The organism is Reichenbachiella sp. (genome assembly GCF_039941815.1).
Classification (GTDB): Bacteria; Bacteroidota; Bacteroidia; order Cytophagales; family Cyclobacteriaceae; genus Reichenbachiella.
The window spans coordinates 69090-89985 of record NZ_JBDVDW010000030.1 but is presented as its reverse complement, the minus strand read 5'-3'; the positions used below and the strand labels follow the sequence as shown (position 1 = coordinate 89985).

General features: G+C 42.3%; 19 protein-coding genes. 11 read left to right on the top strand and 8 right to left on the bottom strand.

Features of this window, described 5'->3' with window-relative positions; genetic code table 11:
* Positions 1–26: 26 nt before the first annotated feature.
* From ABJF11_RS07220 to lepA, 3 genes are all read right to left on the bottom strand, one after another.
* On the bottom strand, positions 27–608 hold the full coding sequence (locus ABJF11_RS07220) for a 7-carboxy-7-deazaguanine synthase QueE (RefSeq protein ID WP_348119075.1): 582 nt from the start codon (positions 606–608) through the stop codon (positions 27–29).
* Between the two features lie 39 nt (positions 609–647).
* Positions 648–1529 carry a bifunctional 5,10-methylenetetrahydrofolate dehydrogenase/5,10-methenyltetrahydrofolate cyclohydrolase gene (locus ABJF11_RS07215; RefSeq protein WP_348119074.1) on the bottom strand — a complete coding sequence of 294 codons (882 nt, stop codon included), beginning with the start codon at positions 1527–1529 and terminating at the stop codon, positions 648–650.
* 62 nt (positions 1530–1591) lie between these two features.
* Positions 1592–3379 carry a translation elongation factor 4 gene (gene lepA / locus ABJF11_RS07210; protein WP_348119072.1) on the bottom strand — a complete coding sequence of 596 codons (1788 nt, stop codon included), beginning with the start codon at positions 3377–3379 and terminating at the stop codon, positions 1592–1594.
* Between the two features lie 113 nt (positions 3380–3492).
* Here lepA and ABJF11_RS07205 point away from each other — a divergent pair, with 113 nt between their 5' ends.
* The 7 genes from ABJF11_RS07205 (at position 3493) to hutI (ending at position 11104) form a co-directional block, all read left to right on the top strand.
* A complete protein-coding gene (locus ABJF11_RS07205; RefSeq protein ID WP_348119070.1) occupies positions 3493–4008 on the top strand; it encodes a DUF4924 family protein in 516 nt (171 codons plus the stop codon).
* Positions 4009–4307: 299 nt separating this feature from the next.
* Positions 4308–4643: an arsenosugar biosynthesis-associated peroxidase-like protein gene (locus tag ABJF11_RS07200; protein ID WP_348119068.1), complete on the top strand. Its 336-nt coding sequence runs from the start codon at positions 4308–4310 to the stop codon at positions 4641–4643.
* A gap of 72 nt (positions 4644–4715) precedes the next feature.
* Positions 4716–5765, top strand: a complete 1050-nt coding sequence (gene arsS / locus ABJF11_RS07195) for an arsenosugar biosynthesis radical SAM (seleno)protein ArsS (protein ID WP_348119067.1) — start codon at positions 4716–4718, stop codon at positions 5763–5765.
* A gap of 44 nt (positions 5766–5809) precedes the next feature.
* Positions 5810–6778 (top strand): arsenosugar biosynthesis arsenite methyltransferase ArsM, encoded by a 969-nt coding sequence (gene arsM / locus ABJF11_RS07190; protein WP_348119066.1) that lies wholly within the window; start codon positions 5810–5812, stop codon positions 6776–6778.
* Between the two features lie 96 nt (positions 6779–6874).
* Entirely contained in the window at positions 6875–7162 is a 288-nt protein-coding gene (gene gatC, locus ABJF11_RS07185; protein ID WP_348119065.1) for an Asp-tRNA(Asn)/Glu-tRNA(Gln) amidotransferase subunit GatC, read from the top strand.
* A gap of 4 nt (positions 7163–7166) precedes the next feature.
* The gene (locus ABJF11_RS07180; RefSeq protein WP_348119064.1) at positions 7167–9860 is read left to right on the top strand and encodes a hypothetical protein; all 2694 of its coding nucleotides are present in this window, start codon (positions 7167–7169) and stop codon (positions 9858–9860) included.
* A gap of 17 nt (positions 9861–9877) precedes the next feature.
* Positions 9878–11104 (top strand): imidazolonepropionase, encoded by a 1227-nt coding sequence (gene hutI / locus ABJF11_RS07175; protein ID WP_348119063.1) that lies wholly within the window; start codon positions 9878–9880, stop codon positions 11102–11104.
* On the opposite strand, the gene ABJF11_RS07170 is transcribed toward hutI, so the two are convergent.
* From ABJF11_RS07170 to rpsT, 3 genes are all read right to left on the bottom strand, one after another.
* Entirely contained in the window at positions 11101–11697 is a 597-nt protein-coding gene (locus ABJF11_RS07170; protein ID WP_348119062.1) for a DUF1684 domain-containing protein, read from the bottom strand. The two genes, hutI and ABJF11_RS07170, sit on opposite strands and share 4 nt — an antisense overlap.
* A 2-nt stretch (positions 11698–11699) precedes the next feature.
* On the bottom strand, positions 11700–12395 hold the full coding sequence (radC, locus tag ABJF11_RS07165) for a DNA repair protein RadC (RefSeq protein ID WP_348119061.1): 696 nt from the start codon (positions 12393–12395) through the stop codon (positions 11700–11702).
* A gap of 109 nt (positions 12396–12504) precedes the next feature.
* Positions 12505–12756, bottom strand: coding sequence for a 30S ribosomal protein S20 (rpsT, locus tag ABJF11_RS07160; RefSeq protein WP_348119060.1), 252 nt, complete (start codon positions 12754–12756; stop codon positions 12505–12507).
* Positions 12757–12902: 146 nt separating this feature from the next.
* On the opposite strand from rpsT, the gene ABJF11_RS07155 reads away from it, so the two are divergent.
* Together ABJF11_RS07155 and ABJF11_RS07150 are read left to right on the top strand one after the other, a co-directional pair.
* Positions 12903–14258 carry a serine hydrolase gene (locus tag ABJF11_RS07155; protein ID WP_348119058.1) on the top strand — a complete coding sequence of 452 codons (1356 nt, stop codon included), beginning with the start codon at positions 12903–12905 and terminating at the stop codon, positions 14256–14258.
* Positions 14259–14490: 232 nt separating this feature from the next.
* Positions 14491–16062: an OmpA family protein gene (locus ABJF11_RS07150; RefSeq protein WP_348119057.1), complete on the top strand. Its 1572-nt coding sequence runs from the start codon at positions 14491–14493 to the stop codon at positions 16060–16062.
* Between the two features lie 28 nt (positions 16063–16090).
* Here ABJF11_RS07150 and ABJF11_RS07145 read toward each other — a convergent pair whose 3' ends face one another.
* Positions 16091–17998, bottom strand: coding sequence for a peptidase M61 (locus tag ABJF11_RS07145; protein ID WP_348119055.1), 1908 nt, complete (start codon positions 17996–17998; stop codon positions 16091–16093).
* 276 nt (positions 17999–18274) lie between these two features.
* Between ABJF11_RS07145 and ABJF11_RS07140 the strand changes: the two genes are divergently transcribed.
* Both ABJF11_RS07140 and ABJF11_RS07135 read left to right on the top strand, forming a co-directional pair.
* On the top strand, positions 18275–18811 hold the full coding sequence (locus tag ABJF11_RS07140; protein WP_348119054.1) for a YceI family protein: 537 nt from the start codon (positions 18275–18277) through the stop codon (positions 18809–18811).
* Positions 18812–18823: 12 nt separating this feature from the next.
* Positions 18824–20098, top strand: a complete 1275-nt coding sequence (locus tag ABJF11_RS07135; protein ID WP_348119053.1) for a hypothetical protein — start codon at positions 18824–18826, stop codon at positions 20096–20098.
* Positions 20099–20159: 61 nt separating this feature from the next.
* On the opposite strand, the gene ABJF11_RS07130 is transcribed toward ABJF11_RS07135, so the two are convergent.
* Complete coding sequence (locus ABJF11_RS07130; protein ID WP_348119051.1) at positions 20160–20756, bottom strand: hypothetical protein; 597 nt, start codon at positions 20754–20756, stop codon at positions 20160–20162.
* Positions 20757–20896 lie beyond the last annotated feature (140 nt).

Below are 20896 nucleotides of genomic sequence, written 5' to 3'. Positions count from 1 at the left end.
AATCGTTTTATGCAATAACGAAGATATTATGGAATATTGAGGTATTTATGAGTTTGTAATGAAATATTCCAAACAGCATTGGACTTGGCATATTCAATAATCTTCTCCATCATTTTATCCGCTTTTCCCCATTCTGGCTGAAGATAAAGCAGACAACTCTTTTCTAGTTTTGCGGCATGCTCTTCGGCAAATGCAAAATCAGACTTGTTGAAGACAATGGCTTTCAGCTCATGTGCTTGTCCATATACAGAGTCATGTGGCGACTTGAATTTTTTCGGGGAAAAGCAAACCCAGTCCCAGGTACCGGTCATCGGATAGGCACCGGAAGTTTCAAGGTGTAGGCTATATCCTGCTGACTTCAACTCGTGGGTAAGTGCTGTCATATCATACATGAGAGGTTCTCCTCCTGTGATTATTAGCGTGTTGCAAGGATAAGATTTGAGCTCCATCAAGATCTCTTCGATCGAAAGGAATGGGTGATCTGCTTCGTTCCAGGATTCTTTTACATCGCACCAGACACAACCTACGTCACAGCCACCGAGTCTTACAAATATGGCTGGTTTGCCAGAATGAAACCCTTCTCCCTGAATGGAGTAAAAAATCTCCATGATGGGCAGTTTTACCGATATTTTTGGGATGAAGGCCAATTAAGAATAAGTTTTTTTAGCGGCATCTAGTGTATTCATCAGGAGTGATACAATGGTCATTGGCCCTACTCCCTTGGGTACCGGAGTGATGTAGCTGGCCTTTTTTTCTACCTCTTCAAATTCTACATCTCCTACTATCCTAAATCCTGATTTCCTTGTGGGATCTTCTACCTTATTGATGCCTACATCTACTACTATGACACCTTCTTTGACCATGTCAGCTTTGATCAGACCTGCTACTCCGGTAGCTACTATTAGGATATCAGCCTGGCGCGTATGACTCGCCAAATCCACTGTATGGATATGAGTAAGTGTGACTGTGGCGTCACCGGGATTGTGTCCCTTGGCGAGGAGAATGCTCATCGGTAGTCCGACAATGTTACTGGCTCCCACCATCACTACATGTTTGCCTTTGGTTTCTATCTTGTATCTACGGAAAAGCTCTAAAATCCCATTGGGTGTAGCGGGTAGATGACAGGGCAAGTTGGACGACATCCTGCCAAAATTGAGATGATGAAATCCATCCACATCCTTCATTGGCTTGATCCGATCGATGATTTTCTCTTTGTGAATGTGATCAGGAAGAGGCAATTGCACGATATATCCATCGATTTCCTCATCCTCATTCAGTGCGTCCATTTTTTTGAGTAGATACTCTTCACTGATGTCTTCACTGAATTGAAGGTGGGTGGAGATAAATCCAACTTCCTTGCAAGCCTTGATTTTGTGGTTGACATAAGTATGACTGGCAGGGTTTTCACCAACAAGAATAGTAGCTAAATTGGGGCGTTTCTCCCCACGAGCGACCATGGCCGCTACTTCTTCTTTGATTTCTGCTTTGATCTGGTCGGAGACTCCTTTACCGTCTAATAATGTAGCCATTTCTTAAGTTTTTCCTTTTCTATATGGACAAAAGTAGGAAATTCATAAAATCTAGTTTCAGGCTAGTCCAATTTCAAGACCGCCATAAAAGCATCCTGGGGTATTTCCACGTTACCTACCTGACGCATTCTTTTCTTACCTTTTTTCTGTTTATCGAGGAGTTTACGCTTACGTGAGATATCACCTCCATAACACTTCGCCAATACATTTTTTCGCATGGCCTTCACTGATTCTCTAGCAATGATTTTCGTGCCGATAGAGGCCTGTACTGCGATCTCAAACATTTGCCGTGGAAGCAACTCTTTTAGCTTCTCACACAATCTTTTTCCCCAATCATATGCTTTGTCCCGGTGTACGACTGCTGATAGTGCATCCACCGGCTCTCCATTGAGCATTATATCAAGTTTGACCATTTTGGACTGACGCAGGCCGATCAATTCATAGTCCAGCGAGGCATATCCACGAGAGATGGTTTTGAGCTTGTCAAAGAAGTCAAACACTATTTCTGACAAAGGCAACTCAAAGGTTAGCTCGACTCGGTCTGAGGTCAGGTATACCTGATTTTTGATTTCGCCGCGCTTATCTATACATAGCGAAATAATAGGGCCTACAAAATCCGCCTTACTGATGATCTGTGCTCTGATAAATGGCTCTTCAATATGACTGACTCGTGTAGGGTCCGGCATTTCAGAAGGCGCATTGATTGCTTTTTCGGTGCCATCAGACATGATCGCTTTGAATTGTACTGAGGGTACAGTCGTGATCACTGTCATGTCAAATTCTCGTTCGAGACGCTCCTGAATGATCTCCATATGAAGCATACCCAAAAATCCACATCTGAATCCAAAACCTAAGGCGGCGGAAGTCTCCGGCTCCCAAACCAAAGAGGCATCATTGAGTTGAAGCTTTTCCATGGAAGCCCTGAGCTCCTCATAGTCGGTAGTCTCCACGGGATAGATTCCAGCAAATACCATTGGTTTGACGTCTTCAAACCCCTTGATCATTTCCTGAGTCGGACGATCTACATGTGTGATCGTATCACCTACTTTCACCTCCTTGGCAACTTTGATTCCGGAAATGAGGTATCCCACATTTCCAGCCGAAATTTCTTTTTGCGGTTTTTGTTCCAAGCCCAAAATACCGATCTCATCAGCATCATAGGTTTTGCCGGTAGCTACGAACTTAACCTTATCGCCCTTTTTGATGGTTCCGTTGAAGACTCTAAAGATTACTTCTATCCCGCGAAAGGAGTTGAAGACTGAGTCGAAAATCATGGCCTGGAGCGGCTCTTCAGGTTTACCGCTGGGGCTTGGTATTCTATGGATGATGCCTGACAGTATGTTGTCTACACCTATTCCTGTTTTACCACTTGCGTGAATGATGTCTTCCCTATCGCATCCAATCAGGTCTATAATCTGGTCGGCTACTTCATCAGGCATGGCACCTGGTAGGTCAATTTTATTGAGGACGGGGATGATTTCCAGGTCATGTTCGAGGGCGAGATAGAGGTTGGAGATCGTCTGTGCTTCTATTCCCTGAGAAGCATCCACAATGAGCAATGCCCCTTCGCAGGCAGCTATCGATCGAGACACTTCGTAGGAAAAATCCACGTGACCAGGAGTGTCTATCAAGTTGAGCACATAATCGTTGCCCTCAAATTTATAGTCCATCTGTATCGCATGACTCTTGATGGTGATCCCGCGCTCTCGCTCGAGGTCCATGTCATCCAATAGCTGTTCTTGCATATCACGATCGGATACGGTACCTGTATGCTGTAGCAGCCGATCTGCAAGGGTACTCTTGCCGTGATCAATATGTGCAATAATGCAGAAGTTTCTTATGTTCTTCATTTTTTCAAAAAAGAATGCAAAAATAGATAATCTTTAGTTCAGATTTGCATAATGATTCAAAGATGAAAGACTTGTTTTTGAATTAAAAAAAATCACTAAATCAAATGGCCGTCATGACCGAGAGTACAAACAATATTTCTGAATACATTATATCGATTTATCGCAAGGAAGACCTGATGCGAGCCTACCAATTCGACTTGGAAAAATTCGGTGCGCAGGTGATCAATTTCTTCCCTATTTCTGACAAGGAGAAATTGGCTGAAGTGAATCATTATGAGGAATTCATGCAAAAGATGAAGGATCAGGGTATTACTGAAAAAGGCCATCTCGAAGAATTAAACGAATTGGTCGGCACCTTGAGCAGACTGCACGACCAGCTAAAAATAGATGATGATGCTTACTTCAGCGTGTACCAAAAGGCCTTGCCTTTTATAGAAAACAACATGAGCCATGCCAAAGGGGCCATCAAAGATGAAGTCCAAATTTGTCTAAATGGTATCTATGGTTTTTTACTTCTCAAAATCGCGGAACGAACCATCCAGCCCGAAGAACAAGAAATGGTGGATCGATTTGGGGATTTGCTGTCCTTGTTGAGCTATAAGTACGAGGAGCAAAAAGTATCGAATTAGCGTATTTCAAATTCTAGAGTTCTTTAATTGTGAGAGTTGAGCGTAAGTTTTTTTATTAGAAATAAGACGAATTATTTAAAGACTTGAAATGAACAAAATTTGTACTACCCACTCCATCCTCCCATATGCTTCCAAAAATATTGCGAATGTCTTTTTTCTGTTAAATCCATTCGCAAGTCCTGAAAATCATTCCTTACTTGATTTTCTTTGGAATTATTTCAAGTCTTCGATGGTTAATGGATTAGAAATTTTAAATTCAGGATTTAAAATTCACTTACTGATTGAAAATCACCATTTCCATGGAAAAAACATATTACGACCCTAAGGATCTTAAAAAATTTGGGAACATCTCCGAACTACAACCGGAGCTTGGTAAAAAATTCTTCGATTATTATGGAGAAGTCTTCAAAGAAGGCGCCCTATCTCAGCGAGAAAAATCCCTGATCGCGCTGGCCGTGTCACATGCCGTACAATGCCCCTACTGCATAGACGCTTACACCTCTGATTCGTTGGAAAAAGGAGCGGACGAAACTCAAATGATGGAGGCTATACATGTAGCAGCTGCTATCAAAAGTGGTGCATTACTAGTACATGGCGTACAAATGATGAATAAGATAGATGACCTCACCATGTAATCAACTGGCGATTGACCGGATGGGTCGGACAATCCCTTTGAAACGAAGACACTTAATTTGAAATTGAATTTGATGATAAAGGAACGAAAAATATCACTGCAGGGTCAGGATCATCAGCTGAGTCATACGGACAAGCAACTGGAGATTCTGGAGCAGCTCGATCAGGTCAACTTTACCGATCGGCTCCGGGGTTTGGGAAAGCTCCCATTCAAACCTATAGGAATTGACATTTTTCAAGTTAACATGGGCAAAATGTGTAATCAGGTATGCAAGCATTGCCATGTGGATGCTGGTCCCGATCGCAAAGAAATCATGACTCAGGAGACTATGCAGCAGTGCCTGGATGCACTGGATCAATCCGACATCTCTACTGTCGACCTGACAGGAGGAGCTCCCGAAATGAATCCTGATTTCGAATGGTTTGTGGAGGAGCTTTCTAGCCGCGGCAAACACGTTATTGTACGCTGCAACCTCACTATCATTTTGGCAAACAAGAAATATAATAATCTGCCGGAATTTTTTAAAAAACACAAAGTAGAGGTGGTCTCTTCTCTCCCACACTTCTCTGCCAAACGAACGGATGCCCAACGTGGCGATGGTGTTTTTGAAAAGTCCATTGAAGCATTGAAAATGCTAAATGCGGTGGGGTATGGTCTGCCTGACTCAGACCTGAAGCTCAACCTGGTATACAACCCTTCAGGGGCATTTTTGCCAGCTGATCAAACCGGACTGGAATCAGAATTTAAGCGAAAGCTAAAAGTGGGTTTTGACATAGATTTTCACGAATTGTATGCTATTACCAATCTGCCGATCTCAAGATTTTTGGATTATCTGGTGGCTTCGGAAAATTACGAAGAATATATGCAGAAACTTATTGATGCCTTCAATCCTGGGGCTGTCGATGGTGTGATGTGCCGAAATACAATTTCGGTCGGATGGGATGGACATTTATATGACTGTGATTTCAACCAAATGCTCGATTTAAAATTGAATCATGGCGCACCGAATCATATTCGTGATTTTGATGTTACACTGTTGACCGATCGAAAAATAATCCTCAACAATCATTGTTTTGGCTGCACTGCAGGAGCTGGCTCAAGTTGTGGAGGAGTAACCACCTAATGACAGTCAAAAACTTATTTTAAAATACACGCTACCATATTTCTATGAGCTATCTTGATACCACCGTCGATGTCTACAAGGCCGCGGCACTTACCCCCGATGTTGGACTTTGTTGTACCACTTCTCCAATTTGGCAGCTCCCTGGTCTAAGCATGCCCAAGATCATGCAAGAAATGAACTACGGGTGCGGTACTACCGTACATCCAAGAGATTTGGTCAATTCTCCAAGCATCTTATACGTCGGAGTAGGTGGCGGCATGGAATTGCTACAATTTTCCTATTTCAGTAGAAAAAAATCAGGAGTGATCGGCGTTGACGTGGTGGATGAAATGCTAGCTGCTTCAAAACAAAATTTTGTACAAGCAGAACAAGAGAATGACTGGTTTGATCAGGACTTTGTGGAGCTAAGAAAAGGTGATGCGCTTGATCTTCCTGTAGAAAACGCATCCATAGATGTGGCTGCTCAGAATTGTCTATTCAATATCTTCAAGGCTGAGGAACTGAAAAAAGCCCTTGAGGAAATGTATAGAGTACTCAAACCACACGGCCGATTGGTAATGTCTGATCCTATATGTAATCAAGAAATGCCGGCGCATCTTCAAGAAGACGAAAAACTCAGAGCGCTTTGCCTGAGCGGTTCGATACCCATGCATGAGTACATCAAGATGCTCACTGATGTAGGGTTTGGCACTGTAGAGGTCAGAGCCAAACGACCCTACAGGATCTTATCTCCCAATCACTACGCGGTAGATCAAAATATCATAATCGAAAGCCTGGAAGTATGCGCGATCAAAGATCCGATGCCCGCAGACGGTCCATGCGTATTTACTGGTAAAGCAGCTATCTATTATGGTCAGGAAGATTACCTAGATGATCACAAGGGGCATGTTCTACTACAGAATCAGCCGCAGGCGGTCTGCGACAAAACTGCCAATGCACTAGCCGAACTTGGCAGAGACGACATTCACATCACGCCATCCACTTATTTTTATGACGGTGGAGGTTGCTGCTAAGCCAAAGTGAATTTGATCAACTCAGACCTTTTTGTTATAAGTACTCGACGTCCGTGAGCCATCTTTTGTTAAATTTGGGTTTTACAAATTAGACCTATGGCTATAGACAAAAAAACGGTTCAGAAATTGGCTCATCTATCCAGACTTGAGTTGTCGGAGAACGAGCAAGACCAAATGAGCAAAAATCTGGGGGATATAATCGATTGGGTGGAAAAGCTTGACGAAGTGGACACCGCTGATGTAAAGCCGCTGAGCAATGTCAACGAAGAGCCAATTCATCTGCGTGAGGACAAAGTCGATAATCATTTTACTGGACAAGAGGCCTTGAAAAATGCCCCTGAGAGTGATCAAGGTCATTTCATAGTACCTAAGGTTCTCAACTAATCCTATGAATAATCTAGCTTTCTGGAATGAATGGGCACCGGGCTTTCGGGTCGCATTCAAAGTTCTTCTCTTTTTATTATTAGGATTTATTCTAACCTTCCTGACTATTCATTGGGGAGATCTGAGTCCATTTTATTACTGGAAGCTTACAGGCTATTTAGAAAATTTGTCCTTTCCTATTTTTTCCAATCATTCGCAACTGATTGAAAGTACTGTTTCCACCGATTTGCCGGTCATCTTTCAAAAGGCCTTTGGCGGATCCAATACAATGCCAGCCGGATATACTTACGCTTACCTGATACTCTTGTATCTCGGCATCGTCGTTTGCCTCACCGTGGCTACCTACCTGGAGAAGTTTTGGTACTTTCTAGGCATGGGTTTGTGGATTCTGCTCATCATGCTTAGCGGAATAGGAAAAGTTGGATTTTTTGGCTTCTATGATGAAACACCAGTCATTTTAGTTGTAATACTTTTCTTGTCAGTTTCCTACTATTTCAATTCTATCAATGACGCGGTAGGCTTCGGAATCAGATTTTTGAGTTTTTTAGGATTGATGGCTCTCACTTTTTCACTCCTTTATTTTGGTAGCGAATATGAGTATCCACTTTTGTTCTTAGCTCGGTTTTCCTATTTGCCTGCTACACTGATCTGCCTGATCTTCATCCTGATTATTGGACATGAGATTGTATATGCAATCCTTGCACTTACAACACCATATTCCAAATCATCCTCTAATAATACCACTCACTTTATTATACTGAGCCTCGCCTACCTACTCAATCTCCTGGCGCTCTACCTGTACCGTATTGATTATCTGGATTGGGATATTTATTATCTCAACGAATTTATGGTGTTTGGTCTATCCGCGGTGCTGGGGATATGGGGAATCAAGTCACGTGAAAACCTCTATGGTCGTCTATTGCCCTTTTACCCATTCACAGCGATAATATTTGTGACCTTGGGTATCTTGACTTTTGCCACGCTTGCCTATCACTCATTTCATGCCAACGACCCTTTTGTAGGAGCCATTCGTGAACTGATCCTGTATAGCCATATAGGCTTTGGAAGCATGTTTTTCTTGTATATCATCGGCAATTTTGTCACTCAACTCAAACAGAATCTTCCCGTACATCAATTCGCCTATGTAGAGGACAACTTCCCGTACATATCAGCAAGGCTGGCTGGAGTTATTGTGGTGGCAGCACTCTTCTTTAGAGACAGTTATAGTAGTTTTTACAAAGCTACGGCCGGCTACTACAACGGACTGGCCGACTTAAATCTCAGTTTGGATAGAGAGCAAAGCGCTATCTACTATTACAAACAAAGTGCAAGCAAAAGCACGAATAACCATCATGCCAATTTTCAGCTTGCTCAATCGGAGGAAAAAACTTCATACCGACTGGCACAATTAAAAAATTCGATCAAAACGGTGCCGACACCATACGCCTATGCTTCGCTGGGCAAAGAATATGAAAGCGGCGGTCAGTTCTTTGATGCACTATTCATCTATCAGGATGGCTTGAAAAAATTCCCTAAGCATTGGGCATTACAAAACAATCTGGCGCTACTGTACAACAAAACAAGTGTAGTTGACTCAGCAGTGTATTATCTCAATAATAGTGAGCCGGGATCGTGGAAACAGGCCGTGATCAATGCCAATCGTGCAGCAGTATCTGCGGTACATGGTTTGAATCTAGTCACGGAGACTGATGAAAATCTGAATCGATTTGACCTTCAGAGCAATATTTTGGCGAACAAAATCATATCCGGAGACACTTCCAGACTGGCATATATTACCACGCCTCCTTCTACCACACTCAATCTTTTCACCTACAGTTACCTGAAAAATTTGGGTATTTATTGTCATCGAAACGATCTGCCAGAGTTTTTGACATTGATCAACTCCTATCTGGAGGTGCCTGACAATGGCACATTTAGGCGAGACCTTATACTAGTAAAAGCGACCAATCTCTATCGATCGGGCAAAGTAGCCGAGGCCTTTGAGCTGATCTATCAACTGATGGAGCTGGAAGAGGATCAGGTGGGCAAGTGGAGCAGTCTGCTAGGCAAATGGTGCATGGAATTGGATGCGCCAATGCAAGCTTCCAAATACTTCGAGACCGCCAGAGAATGGGGATACCCAGAGGCATCAGCAGATCTTGCACGAGCATATGATCGCCTGGGAGACCAATCTCTAGCACTTTTTCTACTCAGCAAAGAGAGTCAATCCTTTGATTCCACTCAATCCACACAAGCAAACGCCTGGAACGATCTATTTGAAGCGATGCAAAGCAATCAAGTCACATGGACCTCCTATTCCTTTGAGAAGGAACATCAGATGTTGGATAATGCCAGGCAAACGGCGGCAGGCAAAAACCTTCTTTACCAATCGCTAGGCATGGACAACCCCTACTATGAAGAAGGGATCATAGCTGCCGCTAACTATTTTCATGAAGTAGAGAAAGACGAGGAGACAGCATATACGATCCTTCATCAGGCGATTACGGTCAACGAATACTCGGAGCCACTCATCAAAGCCTATGTCGACTACTGTCTTACAACTGGTTTGATTGACTTCGCTGAAGACGCAGTGGCAAGGCTATCAGACCTATTGGATCCAGATGAATTTATACAATATCAAGAAGCATTTTTTGCAAAAAAACAACAGGCACAATCCAGTTTAGATCAGGATTGGTAATTCCAAAAAAGCAACAGATGATGACAAAACTAATTGGCCCATTTAAGGAAATAATTACTCTATCCGGTGCATCTATTCAGGGCGCATTGACAGAAGACGATTTGGGTCTGATTGTCAATGGCGGAGTACTCATAGAAGATGATGTGATCGTAGAGGTAGGAGACTTTGAAAGACTCAAAAAAAAGGCCGACACGATAGATCGGATCAAAGAAGATCGAATTCTCCTTCCAGGCCTGATTGATAGTCATACACATATATGCTTTGGCGGTTCGCGAGCAGGTGATTATGCACAGCGCGTTGCTGGTAGCACCTATCAGGAAATCCTAAAGAATGGTGGCGGCATCCATGACTCTGTCAATAAAACCCGTGCTGCCAGTAAAGAAGAGTTGACCGACCTGGTTAAGGCTCGAGCCAAACGACACCTACAAGAAGGTGTAACCACCATAGAAGTAAAGAGCGGTTATGGGTTATCCGTGGAGGAAGAGATAAAAATGCTGCAAGCCATCAAGGCGGCAGACGCCAAAATTCCGGCAGACTTGATTTCTACGTGCTTAGCGGCACATGTATGTCCAAAAGAATTTGACAATCACAAAGATTATTTGAATCACATAGTTGAAAATCTCTGGCCTGAATTGAAAAAACAGGGGCTGACAAACAGAATAGATATATTCACAGAAGACGGCGCTTTCGATACGGAGCTATCGGCCGATTATCTGTCCAAAGCCAAAGAGATGGGCTTTGATATCACCGTTCATGCCGACCAGTTTACTTCTGGCGGATCCAGAGTGGCAGTAGATGCCGGAGCGTTAAGTGCTGATCACCTGGAAGCAACCTCTGATAGCGAGATCAAACTGTTGGCAGATTCAGATACGGTAGCCACCGTATTGCCGGGAGCATCTTTAGGCCTGGGGATGCACTATTCTCCAGCTAGAAAATTACTGGATGCGGGATGCTGTGTAGCGATAGCCACAGACTGGAATCCCGGCTCCGCTCCTATGGGAGATTTGCTCATCCAGACCGCACTGCTGGGTGCAGCAGAGAAGCTTTCGATTCCTGAATGCATCGCTGGTATCACCTTCCGCGCAGCTAAGGCCTTGAATCTTACAGATAGAGGTAGATTAATCAAAGGAAGCTTGGCTGACATGATCGCTTTTCCTGTGAGCGATCATCGGGAAGTTTTTTATCAACAAGGAAAGATCAAACCCGATAGAGTCTGGAAATCTGGGGTCTGTGTGGTAGGTTAATTTTTATAAATGCGCTCTCCAGCGGTCACTGCGATCTTTAGATAATTTTCAACTGGAGGCAAAGGACACGAATACGTCTCATTGTATGCACAGTAGGGATTATATGCCTTGTTGAAATCAAGTGTGATTTTCTCAGCTTGCTCTGAAAAACCCAAGTTAATATATCGACCGCCTCCATAGGTGCTGTCGTCACTGGTCAGATCTGCAAATGCCAAAAACAATCCATCCTCCTCTTGTCCCTTGAGAACCAGAAGCTTCTGTGGTAGCTCCTGTATTTCAAATTCCAACCAAGCATATTTGGTGTATACCCTGAGTTCGCCGTCAGATGTACCCAGAGTCAATTGACCAGGGTTCGCTATTCTTTTGATGGAAGCTATTACTTTGAATCGCTCGTCAGCTGGAAAATAATCCAGTCGAACAAGAGAGTCAGCTCCCAAAAACGGAGAGTCCTCCGCTTCATTCATATATTGCTCTATTTCTTCTCGGTGTGCTGAGATCTGCTCAGTATAGCTCAAAGATCGCTGCGTCGGCTCACATTTAAACGCCAGACACCCTAAGAAAAGAATCCATAAAGTAGTGTGTGAAAATCTCATGATTATAGTTTGCCCTTGTCGGAAAAGCTAAAATAGCCCTGATCTGTGAAAATCAAATGATCCAGGACGGGAATATCTAAAGTGGCACCAGCAGCCTTCAGCTTTTTGGTCAATGTTAGATCCTGATCGCTGGGTTGCTGATTACCCGATGGATGGTTGTGTGCGAGGATGACAGAAGAAGCTAATGATTCAAGCGCTCTTTTGAAAATGAGCTTTGCATCTACTATGGTGCCAGATACACCACCTGTACTGATTCTTTCGGCTTTCAGAATTTTATTGGCTCGATTGAGATAGAGCACCCAAAATTCTTCATGATCAAGATCCATGAGATGAGGCTTCAGATAGGCATAAGCGTCCTGTGAGGTACGTACCTTAGGTCGTTCATCAAAGTTGGTGTCCTTGCGTCTCCTCCCAAGCTCTAATGCACTAACAATGGAGACAGCCTTGGCCTCTCCTATACCATTAAATTTTTTCAGATCTGCCAGTGAAAGCTTTGCGAGTTGATTGAGATCATTGTCAACTGTAGCAAGTATTGTTTTGGATAATTCTACTGCAGATATACTCGGTGTCCCCGACCCTATAAGAATAGCAATAAGCTCTGCTTCAGACAAAGCGGATTTGCCTTTGGTGGCTAGTTTCTCCCTTGGACGATCCTCCTCTGCCCATTTTTTAATCGACAGATTCTCTGAATTATACATAGATTTTTGTTTTCCAGCTTGGGCTAATGCAGATAAAACCAAAAATCACTAAACAAAAAAAGCTCCCATGTCGTGGGAGCAATGAAATTCTTCTAATGCAGGTAAAAGCTTATAGGGAAGCTACCAGCTTAGTCAATTTAGACTTTTGATTAGCCGCCTTATTCTTATGAATAATGTTATTCTTGGCTAATTTATCAATCATGCCAACAACCTTGCTCAACAGCTCTTCTGCTTCAGTCTTATTGGTAGACTCCTTCAACCTTTTTACAAAAGTTCTGGTAGTCTTGTGCTGATATCTGTTTCTAAGTCTTTTGGCTTCGTTTGATCTTATTCTCTTTAAAGCCGATTTATGATTTGCCATTCTCTAAAATGTTATATTCTATTTTTAGGACTGCAAATTTAGGTCTATTATAGATAAATCCAAACACTATGCACTAAATAAATTTTATATTCTGAGATAAGGAAAAAAGCCAATTTTGGTGTAAATATGCCACATATATTTACTTAATGATCAACTTCACCATGATCCCAACAAGAATTTTACTCTCATGTATTGTACTGTTTTACTGTCAGTCAGGGATTATGGCTCAAAACGTAACGGATAACTCTACCACACGCTCCGATACACTGCACTACTCAAGCCCAGGCGAAGTGGGCCTAGATTCTATACTTCTACATGTTGGCATAGACTCTATCATAAATCAGGCACTTGATTCCGGGGCCTTCCCCGGTTGTCAAATCTTACTTGCCAAAGAGGGAAAAGTGTTTTACCACAAGTCTTTTGGCTATCACACCTACGATAGCCTTAGACCAGTCCTGCCTACAGATATTTATGACATCGCCTCTATTACCAAAATAGCCGCTACTACCCTGGCATTGATGAAACTGTACGACGAAGGCAAATTCGATCCGGATCAATCACTTGGTCACTATTTTCCATTTCTTGCCAGGTCAAACAAGGGACATCTCACCATGCGTATGATTCTGGCCCACCAATCCGGGCTCAAGAACTGGATACCCTATCATGCGGAGTCTAGGAAAAAAAATGGAAGATATAGACGTAAAACGATTGCAGCGGATTCCTCTGAATCCTACCCCTATCGTATTCCTGGGTCCAGTCTCTGGATGCATAAAGATTATGTCCAGAAGAAAATATATCGAATGATCAAAAAATCATCTCTTTATGAGGAGCAAAGTTATGTGTACTCCGGCCTGGTTTTTTACCTTCTTCCTGAGCTTGTGGAACGGCTTTCGGGATCGAGCTTTCAAGATTACCTAAGTGAGAATTTTTATCAACCACTAGAGAGTCAGACTATGGGTTTTGAACCCTTGAAAAAATTTCCTGCCTCGCGAATAGTACCTACCGAGATAGATACCTTCTTTAGAATGAATCTACTGCATGGTGTAGTCCATGACGAAGGTGCCGCACTCATGCTAGGGGTCTCTGGTAATGCCGGGCTTTTTAGCAACGCCTATGATCTGGCGAAGGTGTTTCAGCTACTGATCGACTCAGGCAGCTATGGCGGTAAATCCTACCTGCGCCCAGAAACCATTTTAGAATTCACCAGATGTCAATATTGCGCACTAGACAATCGAAGAGGTATGGGGTTCGATAAGCCACTGATCAAGTATGATAGCATTAAAACCAGTGTTGCAAAATTAGCCAGCCCAGAAAGTTTTGGCCATTCCGGCTATACCGGAACATTGGTGTGGGCAGATCCTGATAATAAACTAATCTTTGTATTCCTAGCCAACAGAGTGTATCCGACTAGGACAAACAGAAAAATATATGAATTGAATATAAGACCCAGAATACATGATTTGGTATATAATTTGATCAAAGAAGAGAAAATAAGTGAATGAAAAAATCCCTGGACGCTGTCCGGGATCCTTTTCATTCCTTATACACCTGGTTGTATCTTGTGGTGAATTGATCCTATTAATTATAAATATAATTATATTTTGGATAATTAAACAATTATAAGTACAATTTTTTATTTTAAAATTAATATTAAAATTCAAAAAACACTTCGCCGCCCTTAGTTGGAATTGACAATCAAGCAAGTCACATTTGTATTCTGAATTAATCCATCTCATGAATTTATCAAAGCTTTTCCCTCTCTTATTTATTTCTCTAATCAGCACGTACGGTTATGGTCAAATCGAAATATTCAGTGACCAAATCTCTATGGACTCAGTAGTCAATAGTGCGTCGGATGAACTAAACGTGGTGATAGACCCAGAAGGGCAGAATTTATATTTTACCCGAAAAAATCACCCTCAAAACATAGGCGGTTCTCTGGATCAGGGCGACATATGGATAAGTGAAAAAAATCTAGCCGGAGACTGGACGCCAGCCTACAATCTAAGGGCCGTGAACAATGCAAAAAATAATCTGCTAATTGGACTGGTAAATAATGGTGAAACCATGCTCTTACGAAACGGGAATGACTTTGCTCAGTCTTACAAGCGAAACGGTCAATGGACAAAACCCAAAATCTTTGAAGTCCCTTATTTTAACTCGAAATCGAAAGACTTTACTGCCAGTGTCTCTTCAGACGGCCGATATTTGTTGTTTGGGATGGAGTCTTTCGGATCCTACGGCGTGGAAGACATCTACGTGTCACGGCGTACTCCTGCAGGCAAATGGACAAGTCCAAAAAATCTCGGAGCAAAAATCAATACAGTCAATCAGGAAATTTCCCCATTTATAGCAGCAGATAACAAAACTCTATTTTTCGCGTCGAATGGCCGCGGCGGGCAAGGTAGTTTCGATATTTTCATGTCCACCCGGCTAGACGATACTTGGCAAAATTGGAGTGAAGCAAAAAATCTGGGTACTATGGTGAACACTGAGGGAAAAGAACGCTCGTTTACTTTTCTGCCAACCGACCAATATGCCTACTTATCCAGCACTCAAAATAGCGACGGATATGGAGATTTGAAAATGGTAAAAATTCAGCCTGATATAGTTCCGGTTGAGGAGGTTCCGGACACTTTGCAAGTAATTGATATAGCCGCTGAAGAGAAGATCATCGCAGTAGTAGGTAAGGTATCGGACAAAAAAAGTGGTGCCGCATTGGTGGGCGCCGAATTGGTGATTCATACCGAGCCAACTAATCGTGAATATAAATCAAGGACCAACTCTGATGGCGTCTTTGTGGTCAATGTTGACGAAGGCAATAGCTATACAATCAAGGCAGGCGCGTTCCGCTATCTTTCGTCCGAGCGGGTAATTACGGATCTTACCTTGTTGAAAAATGACACACTGGTATTCACTTTAGAGCCTGTGGTCGAGGGTAATACCATTACTCTGGATCATGTGCTTTTTGAACAAGGTAAGGCAATACTCATTGAAGGATCGCAAAAAGAGCTTGATCTTGTCGTAGAAATGCTGAAATACAATCCCGACATAAATATTTTTCTGGCTGGTCACACCGACAATCAAGGCCTGGCGTCTTTAAATGTAGCATTGAGCCAAGAGCGAGTACAAACCGTCACCGATTATCTGATCGCTCAGGGAATCAGCAAAAAACGAATTTCAGGCAAAGGGTTCGGTGGCACAAGACCAATTGCTAGCAACGCCAGCGCAGATACGCGCAGACTCAACAGACGCGTGGAGTTGACCGTGCACGGCGCGACACATAAAAAAAGCACCGATCAATAAAGAACGGTGCTTATATGGTAAATTGAGGTTATTCTCCTTTAGTCAGCCATCCATTTCGAACAGCTAGTTGTGCTTCTGTAGGATCTTCGTTCAATGAGAGAACGTGCTGATACTCTACTTCAACTTCAACAATTTCTGAGGACAAGTCAACTTCGGATTTAGTACCATCCTCACTTGCTCTCATTACAGTATATGTGAATTCATCTCCTACCTTCATTCCTCCTCGAACCTCTCCTAAGAAAGCACCTATACCTCTCAAAGGTATTTCTTTTCCGTTAATACCCACTAATTCATCACCATTTTTTAATCCTAAAGATTTTCCAAAGTCGTTTAGACCGTCTGTATTGGTGATATATATACGGCTGGTTTCAGGATTATATCCATAGGTACCCTGTGGTAAACCCATGCTTATTTCCATTCTTATTTCTGATGGTACATAGTCTACTCCAGCCAAAGCGAGCATTTTATCATATGGTAAAGGCGTGTTGCCTTCGACATAGGTGCTAAAAAATGATCTAATCTCCGGATAGGTCATTTCAGCTATCAAATCGAAAAGTTCATCATCGTTAAACGCCGAGTCCTTACCGAATTTTTTAGCCAGATCAGCCATCATATTCTGTACTCCATACTTTCCATCAGACAGTGATCTCAATTGCAGATCGAGACACATCCCAATAAGTGCACCTTTTTCATAAACATTCCCGTACTGATCCTGATACTGGCCGAGCGTATACTTACTTAAATCTGTAAAAGCCAGCGTGTCATTGTATGAAGTAGAGGCCGTAATCATTTTGTTTTGAAGGGTACGCAGGTAGGCTTCTTGAGATATGATGCCATATTTAACCTGCACGTTCCCAGCAAAAAATTCAGTAATCCCTTCATATAGCCATAAGTGTTTGGACATTTTGGGCTCATTGAAATCAAATTGATGGATTTCCTGTGAGTGAATATTTAGTGGGGTGACAATATGAAAAAACTCATGTGCCGCAAATCGATTAAATAGGCCTTGCATGGTTTGCATGGGCTGATTTCTCATTGAGTAAACTGATGAATAAGAATGTTCAAGCGCCCCTATAGACGTCACTGGTCGCTCAGTGAAATAACAGATAAACGCATATTTATCGACTGGTAATTTGCCACCAAGGTATTCTTTTTGAGCCATCAAAATTTGCTCAATGGCACCTTTCACCTCAGCTGACTTCACCACCTGCCCTGGTGAATAAGTGGAAATCAGCACTTCAGCTCCGGCGACATTGATTACGCTGGTATCAGGTTCGCAATACATCAGTGGATTGTCGATGAGATGATCGTAGCTTTCGGTGAGATAGGTATCTACCTTTGCATCTGTAGCAGTCGGCTTCACTTCGCCCAGCCCAAGTCCGGTATCCATAGGCTGACCAGTGCTTATCGCAATCAATCCTGTAGAACCATACATCTTAGTATCTCTGATGATATTAAACTTGAATGGTGTTCGGGTCATGTTTTCGAAGTATCCGAAAAAACCAGCTGAATTAATTACGAAGTTCTTGCCCTCCTCGATGTTGGAGCCTGCAGGTTCGAAAATAGCCGGACCCTCCACGTCATTGTCATATGAATCTTTGACCCAGTAGGTGACCTTGGTCATTTTGTTGCTCTTAGAAATTTTCCATGAGTTTACGGAAGTTTTTTCTACGATTAGCTCATTGCCCTTCTTGTCAAATGCCTTGAAATCCTGAACAAATCTGCCATAGTCGGCAACTGAATACGTCCCGGGAATAATCTTAGGCATGTAGAAGGTGGTCTCGGATTCTTTGATTTTCGGTGGAATCAATATCACCTGGACCTGGTCGTCTTTTACAACAGTCAAATCAAGAGTATAAACATATTGATCTTCTGGACGAGAATGGCCTGATAGATAAAGCATCATGGCCATCAAAAAAATGGATAGTGTTTTCATTTGGAGTGTATTTTGAGTTTTAAATATACTGTTAAGATAACCTCCCAAAAGGCTCATAACCTACCATAAGTGCCTTGATAGGTGCATTTATTACATGGCTGGTCAGATGTTGCCTTCATTCGGAATATTCACGCTCCAGATCACTCCTAAATACTCCCTTTCGGTAACTGACAATTATCATTTTTAGAGCTGACTAAAGGCTGTGGGTATCACCCCTGAGTACAGTACTTTGGTCTTATAGAAAAAGGGCGAAACAACATAAAAACATAATTAAATATGAGAAAAATACTGATCATTTTATCACTAGTGTTCTTTGGTATAATGGCTGGTGCCCAACCTCTGAAATTACAGATAGCGGAAAGTTCGATGAAGATTTCAGGTACCTCTTCATTACATGACTGGACGTCGGATGTCGAAGAATATGAGGCGCAAGCTATACTGGCAGATACCCGGATTGCTGACATTCAGTTCATCGCTAAGGTGAAATCCATAAAAAGTGGAAAATCAGGAATGGATAACAACACTTATAAGGCGCTGAACGAAAGTGAATATCCCGATATCAGTTTTACATCAGCAGAACTCACCATTGAGGGGGACAAGTTGGTAGGCTATGGTCAACTGACAATAGCCGGTAAAACACGTCGGATACCATTAAATCTAACACTAGACAATAATTCAAAAATCTCTGTCAAAGGAGAAGTACAAGTGAAGATGACTGACTACGGAATTTCCCCGCCTACAGCAGTATTCGGTACTATTAAAACAGGGGATGACATTACAATTCTATTTGATTTTACGTTAAATAAAAGCTAAATATTAATAATCATGAAAACCTTTAAAATTTTAAAATCACTATTTACCATGCTATTGATGTTATGTGCGATACAAGGTTTTGCACAAACAACAATTCAAAACTATCGTCCCGATGCTAAAGATGGGCTAAACATGTTCGAAACACCTAAGGAAACTACGGTCGAATATGAGGGCCTAAAAGTCAAGATAGGTGGCGATTTTGCGATGCAATTTCAAAGCATCAATCAATCTAATACTGCTAATAACCTGTTGGAGCTTGGGTCAAATCTAAATCTGCCTACTGCAAACCTAAACCTGGATGTGCAATTAGAGGATGGTTTGAGAATGCACTTGAGAACCTATCTATCTGCACGCCATCATGAAGAATCCTGGGTGAAAGGCGGATACTTGCAAATGGATAAGCTAGATTTCATCAAGGAAGGCTTTCTGTCTGGTTTTATGGAGGTAGCCACGATCCGTGTAGGTATGGATGAGTTCAACTATGGGGATGCTCACTTCAGACGGACTGACAATGCCAAAGCCATTTACAATCCATTCGTAGGCAACTATATCATGGATGCATTTTCTACTGAGGCATTTCTAGAGCTGACGCTACAAAATAATGGCTTGCTAGGCGTACTTGGTGTCACCAACGGCAAGCTGAATCAAAATGTGGTGGTTAACGATGATTCTGACAACAAAGTATCTTTCTTTGGTAAAGTCGGTTATGACAAGCAGTTAAATGAAGACTTGAGACTACGTCTGACTGGATCTTGGTATATCAACAAGGGCTCTACTACAGGTACCTGGCTGTATGGTGGTGACCGCGGTGGATCTAGATATTATGGAATCATGCACCTGGTGGATGATGTAAGCGGCAGAGCCAACTCTGACTTTAGTGGAAGATACAATGCCAGATTCACGGAAATCACTGCTATTCAGGTCAACCCATTCTTGAAATACAAAGATCTTGAGTTCTTCGGAATTTATGAAATAGCAAGCGGTAGCGCAACGGGCGAAGGTTCTGCCACTCAGATGGCTGGGGAGGCAATTTACAGACTTGGCGAAAATGATCAGTTTTACCTAGGTGGCCGTTACAATACGGTAAAAGGCAATACTGTAGATGGCGCTCCGGATTTGGAGATTAAAAGATTCAATGTTGGTGGTGGCTGGTTTATAACCAAAAATGTGATCACCAAACTAGAGTATGTCAATCAAAAATATGAAGGCGACGGATATGCTGGCAATACTCAGTTTGAAGGCGGCGAATTCAAAGGCTTCGTCATCGAAGCAGCCATCAGTTTCTAACCAGGACTCTGATATAGGATAGGGTACTATCCGAAACATTACCTGCAAATGAAAGCGAATCTCAGTGAGGTTCGTTTTCTTTTTGTCTTTCCAGTACCACTTCAAAAGAAATATCCAACTCGTCTCGTACCACCACAGCACCAAAGAATTTTCTGGGCGGTGTTATATCATAGGAGGTTAGATATATCCTGTGCTGTCCTCCTAATATCAACTCCTCCCCGGCATGATCAATATAACAGTCCTGAAGTAGTTCTTCCTGGCTCCTGTCTGCAACCTGGAGCAACATATACATAATCATTTTGTTGGGTACTTCGTGCTCCGCGGACCCTATTTTCAGATTTAGATATGGAAATTCTTTAGCTCGTAATAGTGCACGGAATTCGGAGGTCATCAATCGATACTTGCAGTTGAAGGCCTTTACAGGAATGTGCAAATTGAGCCCTGTAAAATCAAAATCTCCATTGATCCTTTTGACCTTGATCTGTAGGGTATCGATGACATATCCTAAGTCAAGTTTGCACTCGAATTTGTTGATATTGGTGCTTCCCTTAATCGTGATTTGTTCCTTGCGTAATACATATTGAATCTCCTCATCGGTTTGAGTGAAACCAGTGTGAGCCAAAGCCAGCCCAAGGATAGCAAGGAAAATTGTTTTCATGCGCGCAATAATAATCAGGGCTTTGAAGTAATACTATGATATAGCTCATTCTTAGTCATCAACAAATATTAAAAAAATATTAAACCTGCAGTAACGAAGAGTCAAAACCATCTTCAACGGCATTTTGTCTGATGAGACTT

Coding starts and splice junctions, on each gene's coding strand:
- ABJF11_RS07180 (WP_348119064.1), top strand. CDS start 7,167: ATGAATAATCTAGCTTTCTGGAATGAATGGGCACCGGGCTTTCGGGTC.
- arsS (WP_348119067.1), top strand. CDS start 4,716: ATGATAAAGGAACGAAAAATATCACTGCAGGGTCAGGATCATCAGCTG.
- ABJF11_RS07220 (WP_348119075.1), bottom strand. CDS start 608: ATGGAGATTTTTTACTCCATTCAGGGAGAAGGGTTTCATTCTGGCAAA.
- ABJF11_RS07150 (WP_348119057.1), top strand. CDS start 14,491: ATGAATTTATCAAAGCTTTTCCCTCTCTTATTTATTTCTCTAATCAGC.
- lepA (WP_348119072.1), bottom strand. CDS start 3,379: ATGAAGAACATAAGAAACTTCTGCATTATTGCACATATTGATCACGGC.
- ABJF11_RS07200 (WP_348119068.1), top strand. CDS start 4,308: ATGGAAAAAACATATTACGACCCTAAGGATCTTAAAAAATTTGGGAAC.
- ABJF11_RS07140 (WP_348119054.1), top strand. CDS start 18,275: ATGAGAAAAATACTGATCATTTTATCACTAGTGTTCTTTGGTATAATG.
- arsM (WP_348119066.1), top strand. CDS start 5,810: ATGAGCTATCTTGATACCACCGTCGATGTCTACAAGGCCGCGGCACTT.
- ABJF11_RS07155 (WP_348119058.1), top strand. CDS start 12,903: ATGATCAACTTCACCATGATCCCAACAAGAATTTTACTCTCATGTATT.
- ABJF11_RS07205 (WP_348119070.1), top strand. CDS start 3,493: ATGACCGAGAGTACAAACAATATTTCTGAATACATTATATCGATTTAT.
- gatC (WP_348119065.1), top strand. CDS start 6,875: ATGGCTATAGACAAAAAAACGGTTCAGAAATTGGCTCATCTATCCAGA.
- radC (WP_348119061.1), bottom strand. CDS start 12,395: ATGTATAATTCAGAGAATCTGTCGATTAAAAAATGGGCAGAGGAGGAT.
- ABJF11_RS07170 (WP_348119062.1), bottom strand. CDS start 11,697: ATGAGATTTTCACACACTACTTTATGGATTCTTTTCTTAGGGTGTCTG.
- ABJF11_RS07215 (WP_348119074.1), bottom strand. CDS start 1,529: ATGGCTACATTATTAGACGGTAAAGGAGTCTCCGACCAGATCAAAGCA.
- ABJF11_RS07130 (WP_348119051.1), bottom strand. CDS start 20,756: ATGAAAACAATTTTCCTTGCTATCCTTGGGCTGGCTTTGGCTCACACT.
- ABJF11_RS07135 (WP_348119053.1), top strand. CDS start 18,824: ATGAAAACCTTTAAAATTTTAAAATCACTATTTACCATGCTATTGATG.
- rpsT (WP_348119060.1), bottom strand. CDS start 12,756: ATGGCAAATCATAAATCGGCTTTAAAGAGAATAAGATCAAACGAAGCC.
- hutI (WP_348119063.1), top strand. CDS start 9,878: ATGATGACAAAACTAATTGGCCCATTTAAGGAAATAATTACTCTATCC.
- ABJF11_RS07145 (WP_348119055.1), bottom strand. CDS start 17,998: ATGAAAACACTATCCATTTTTTTGATGGCCATGATGCTTTATCTATCA.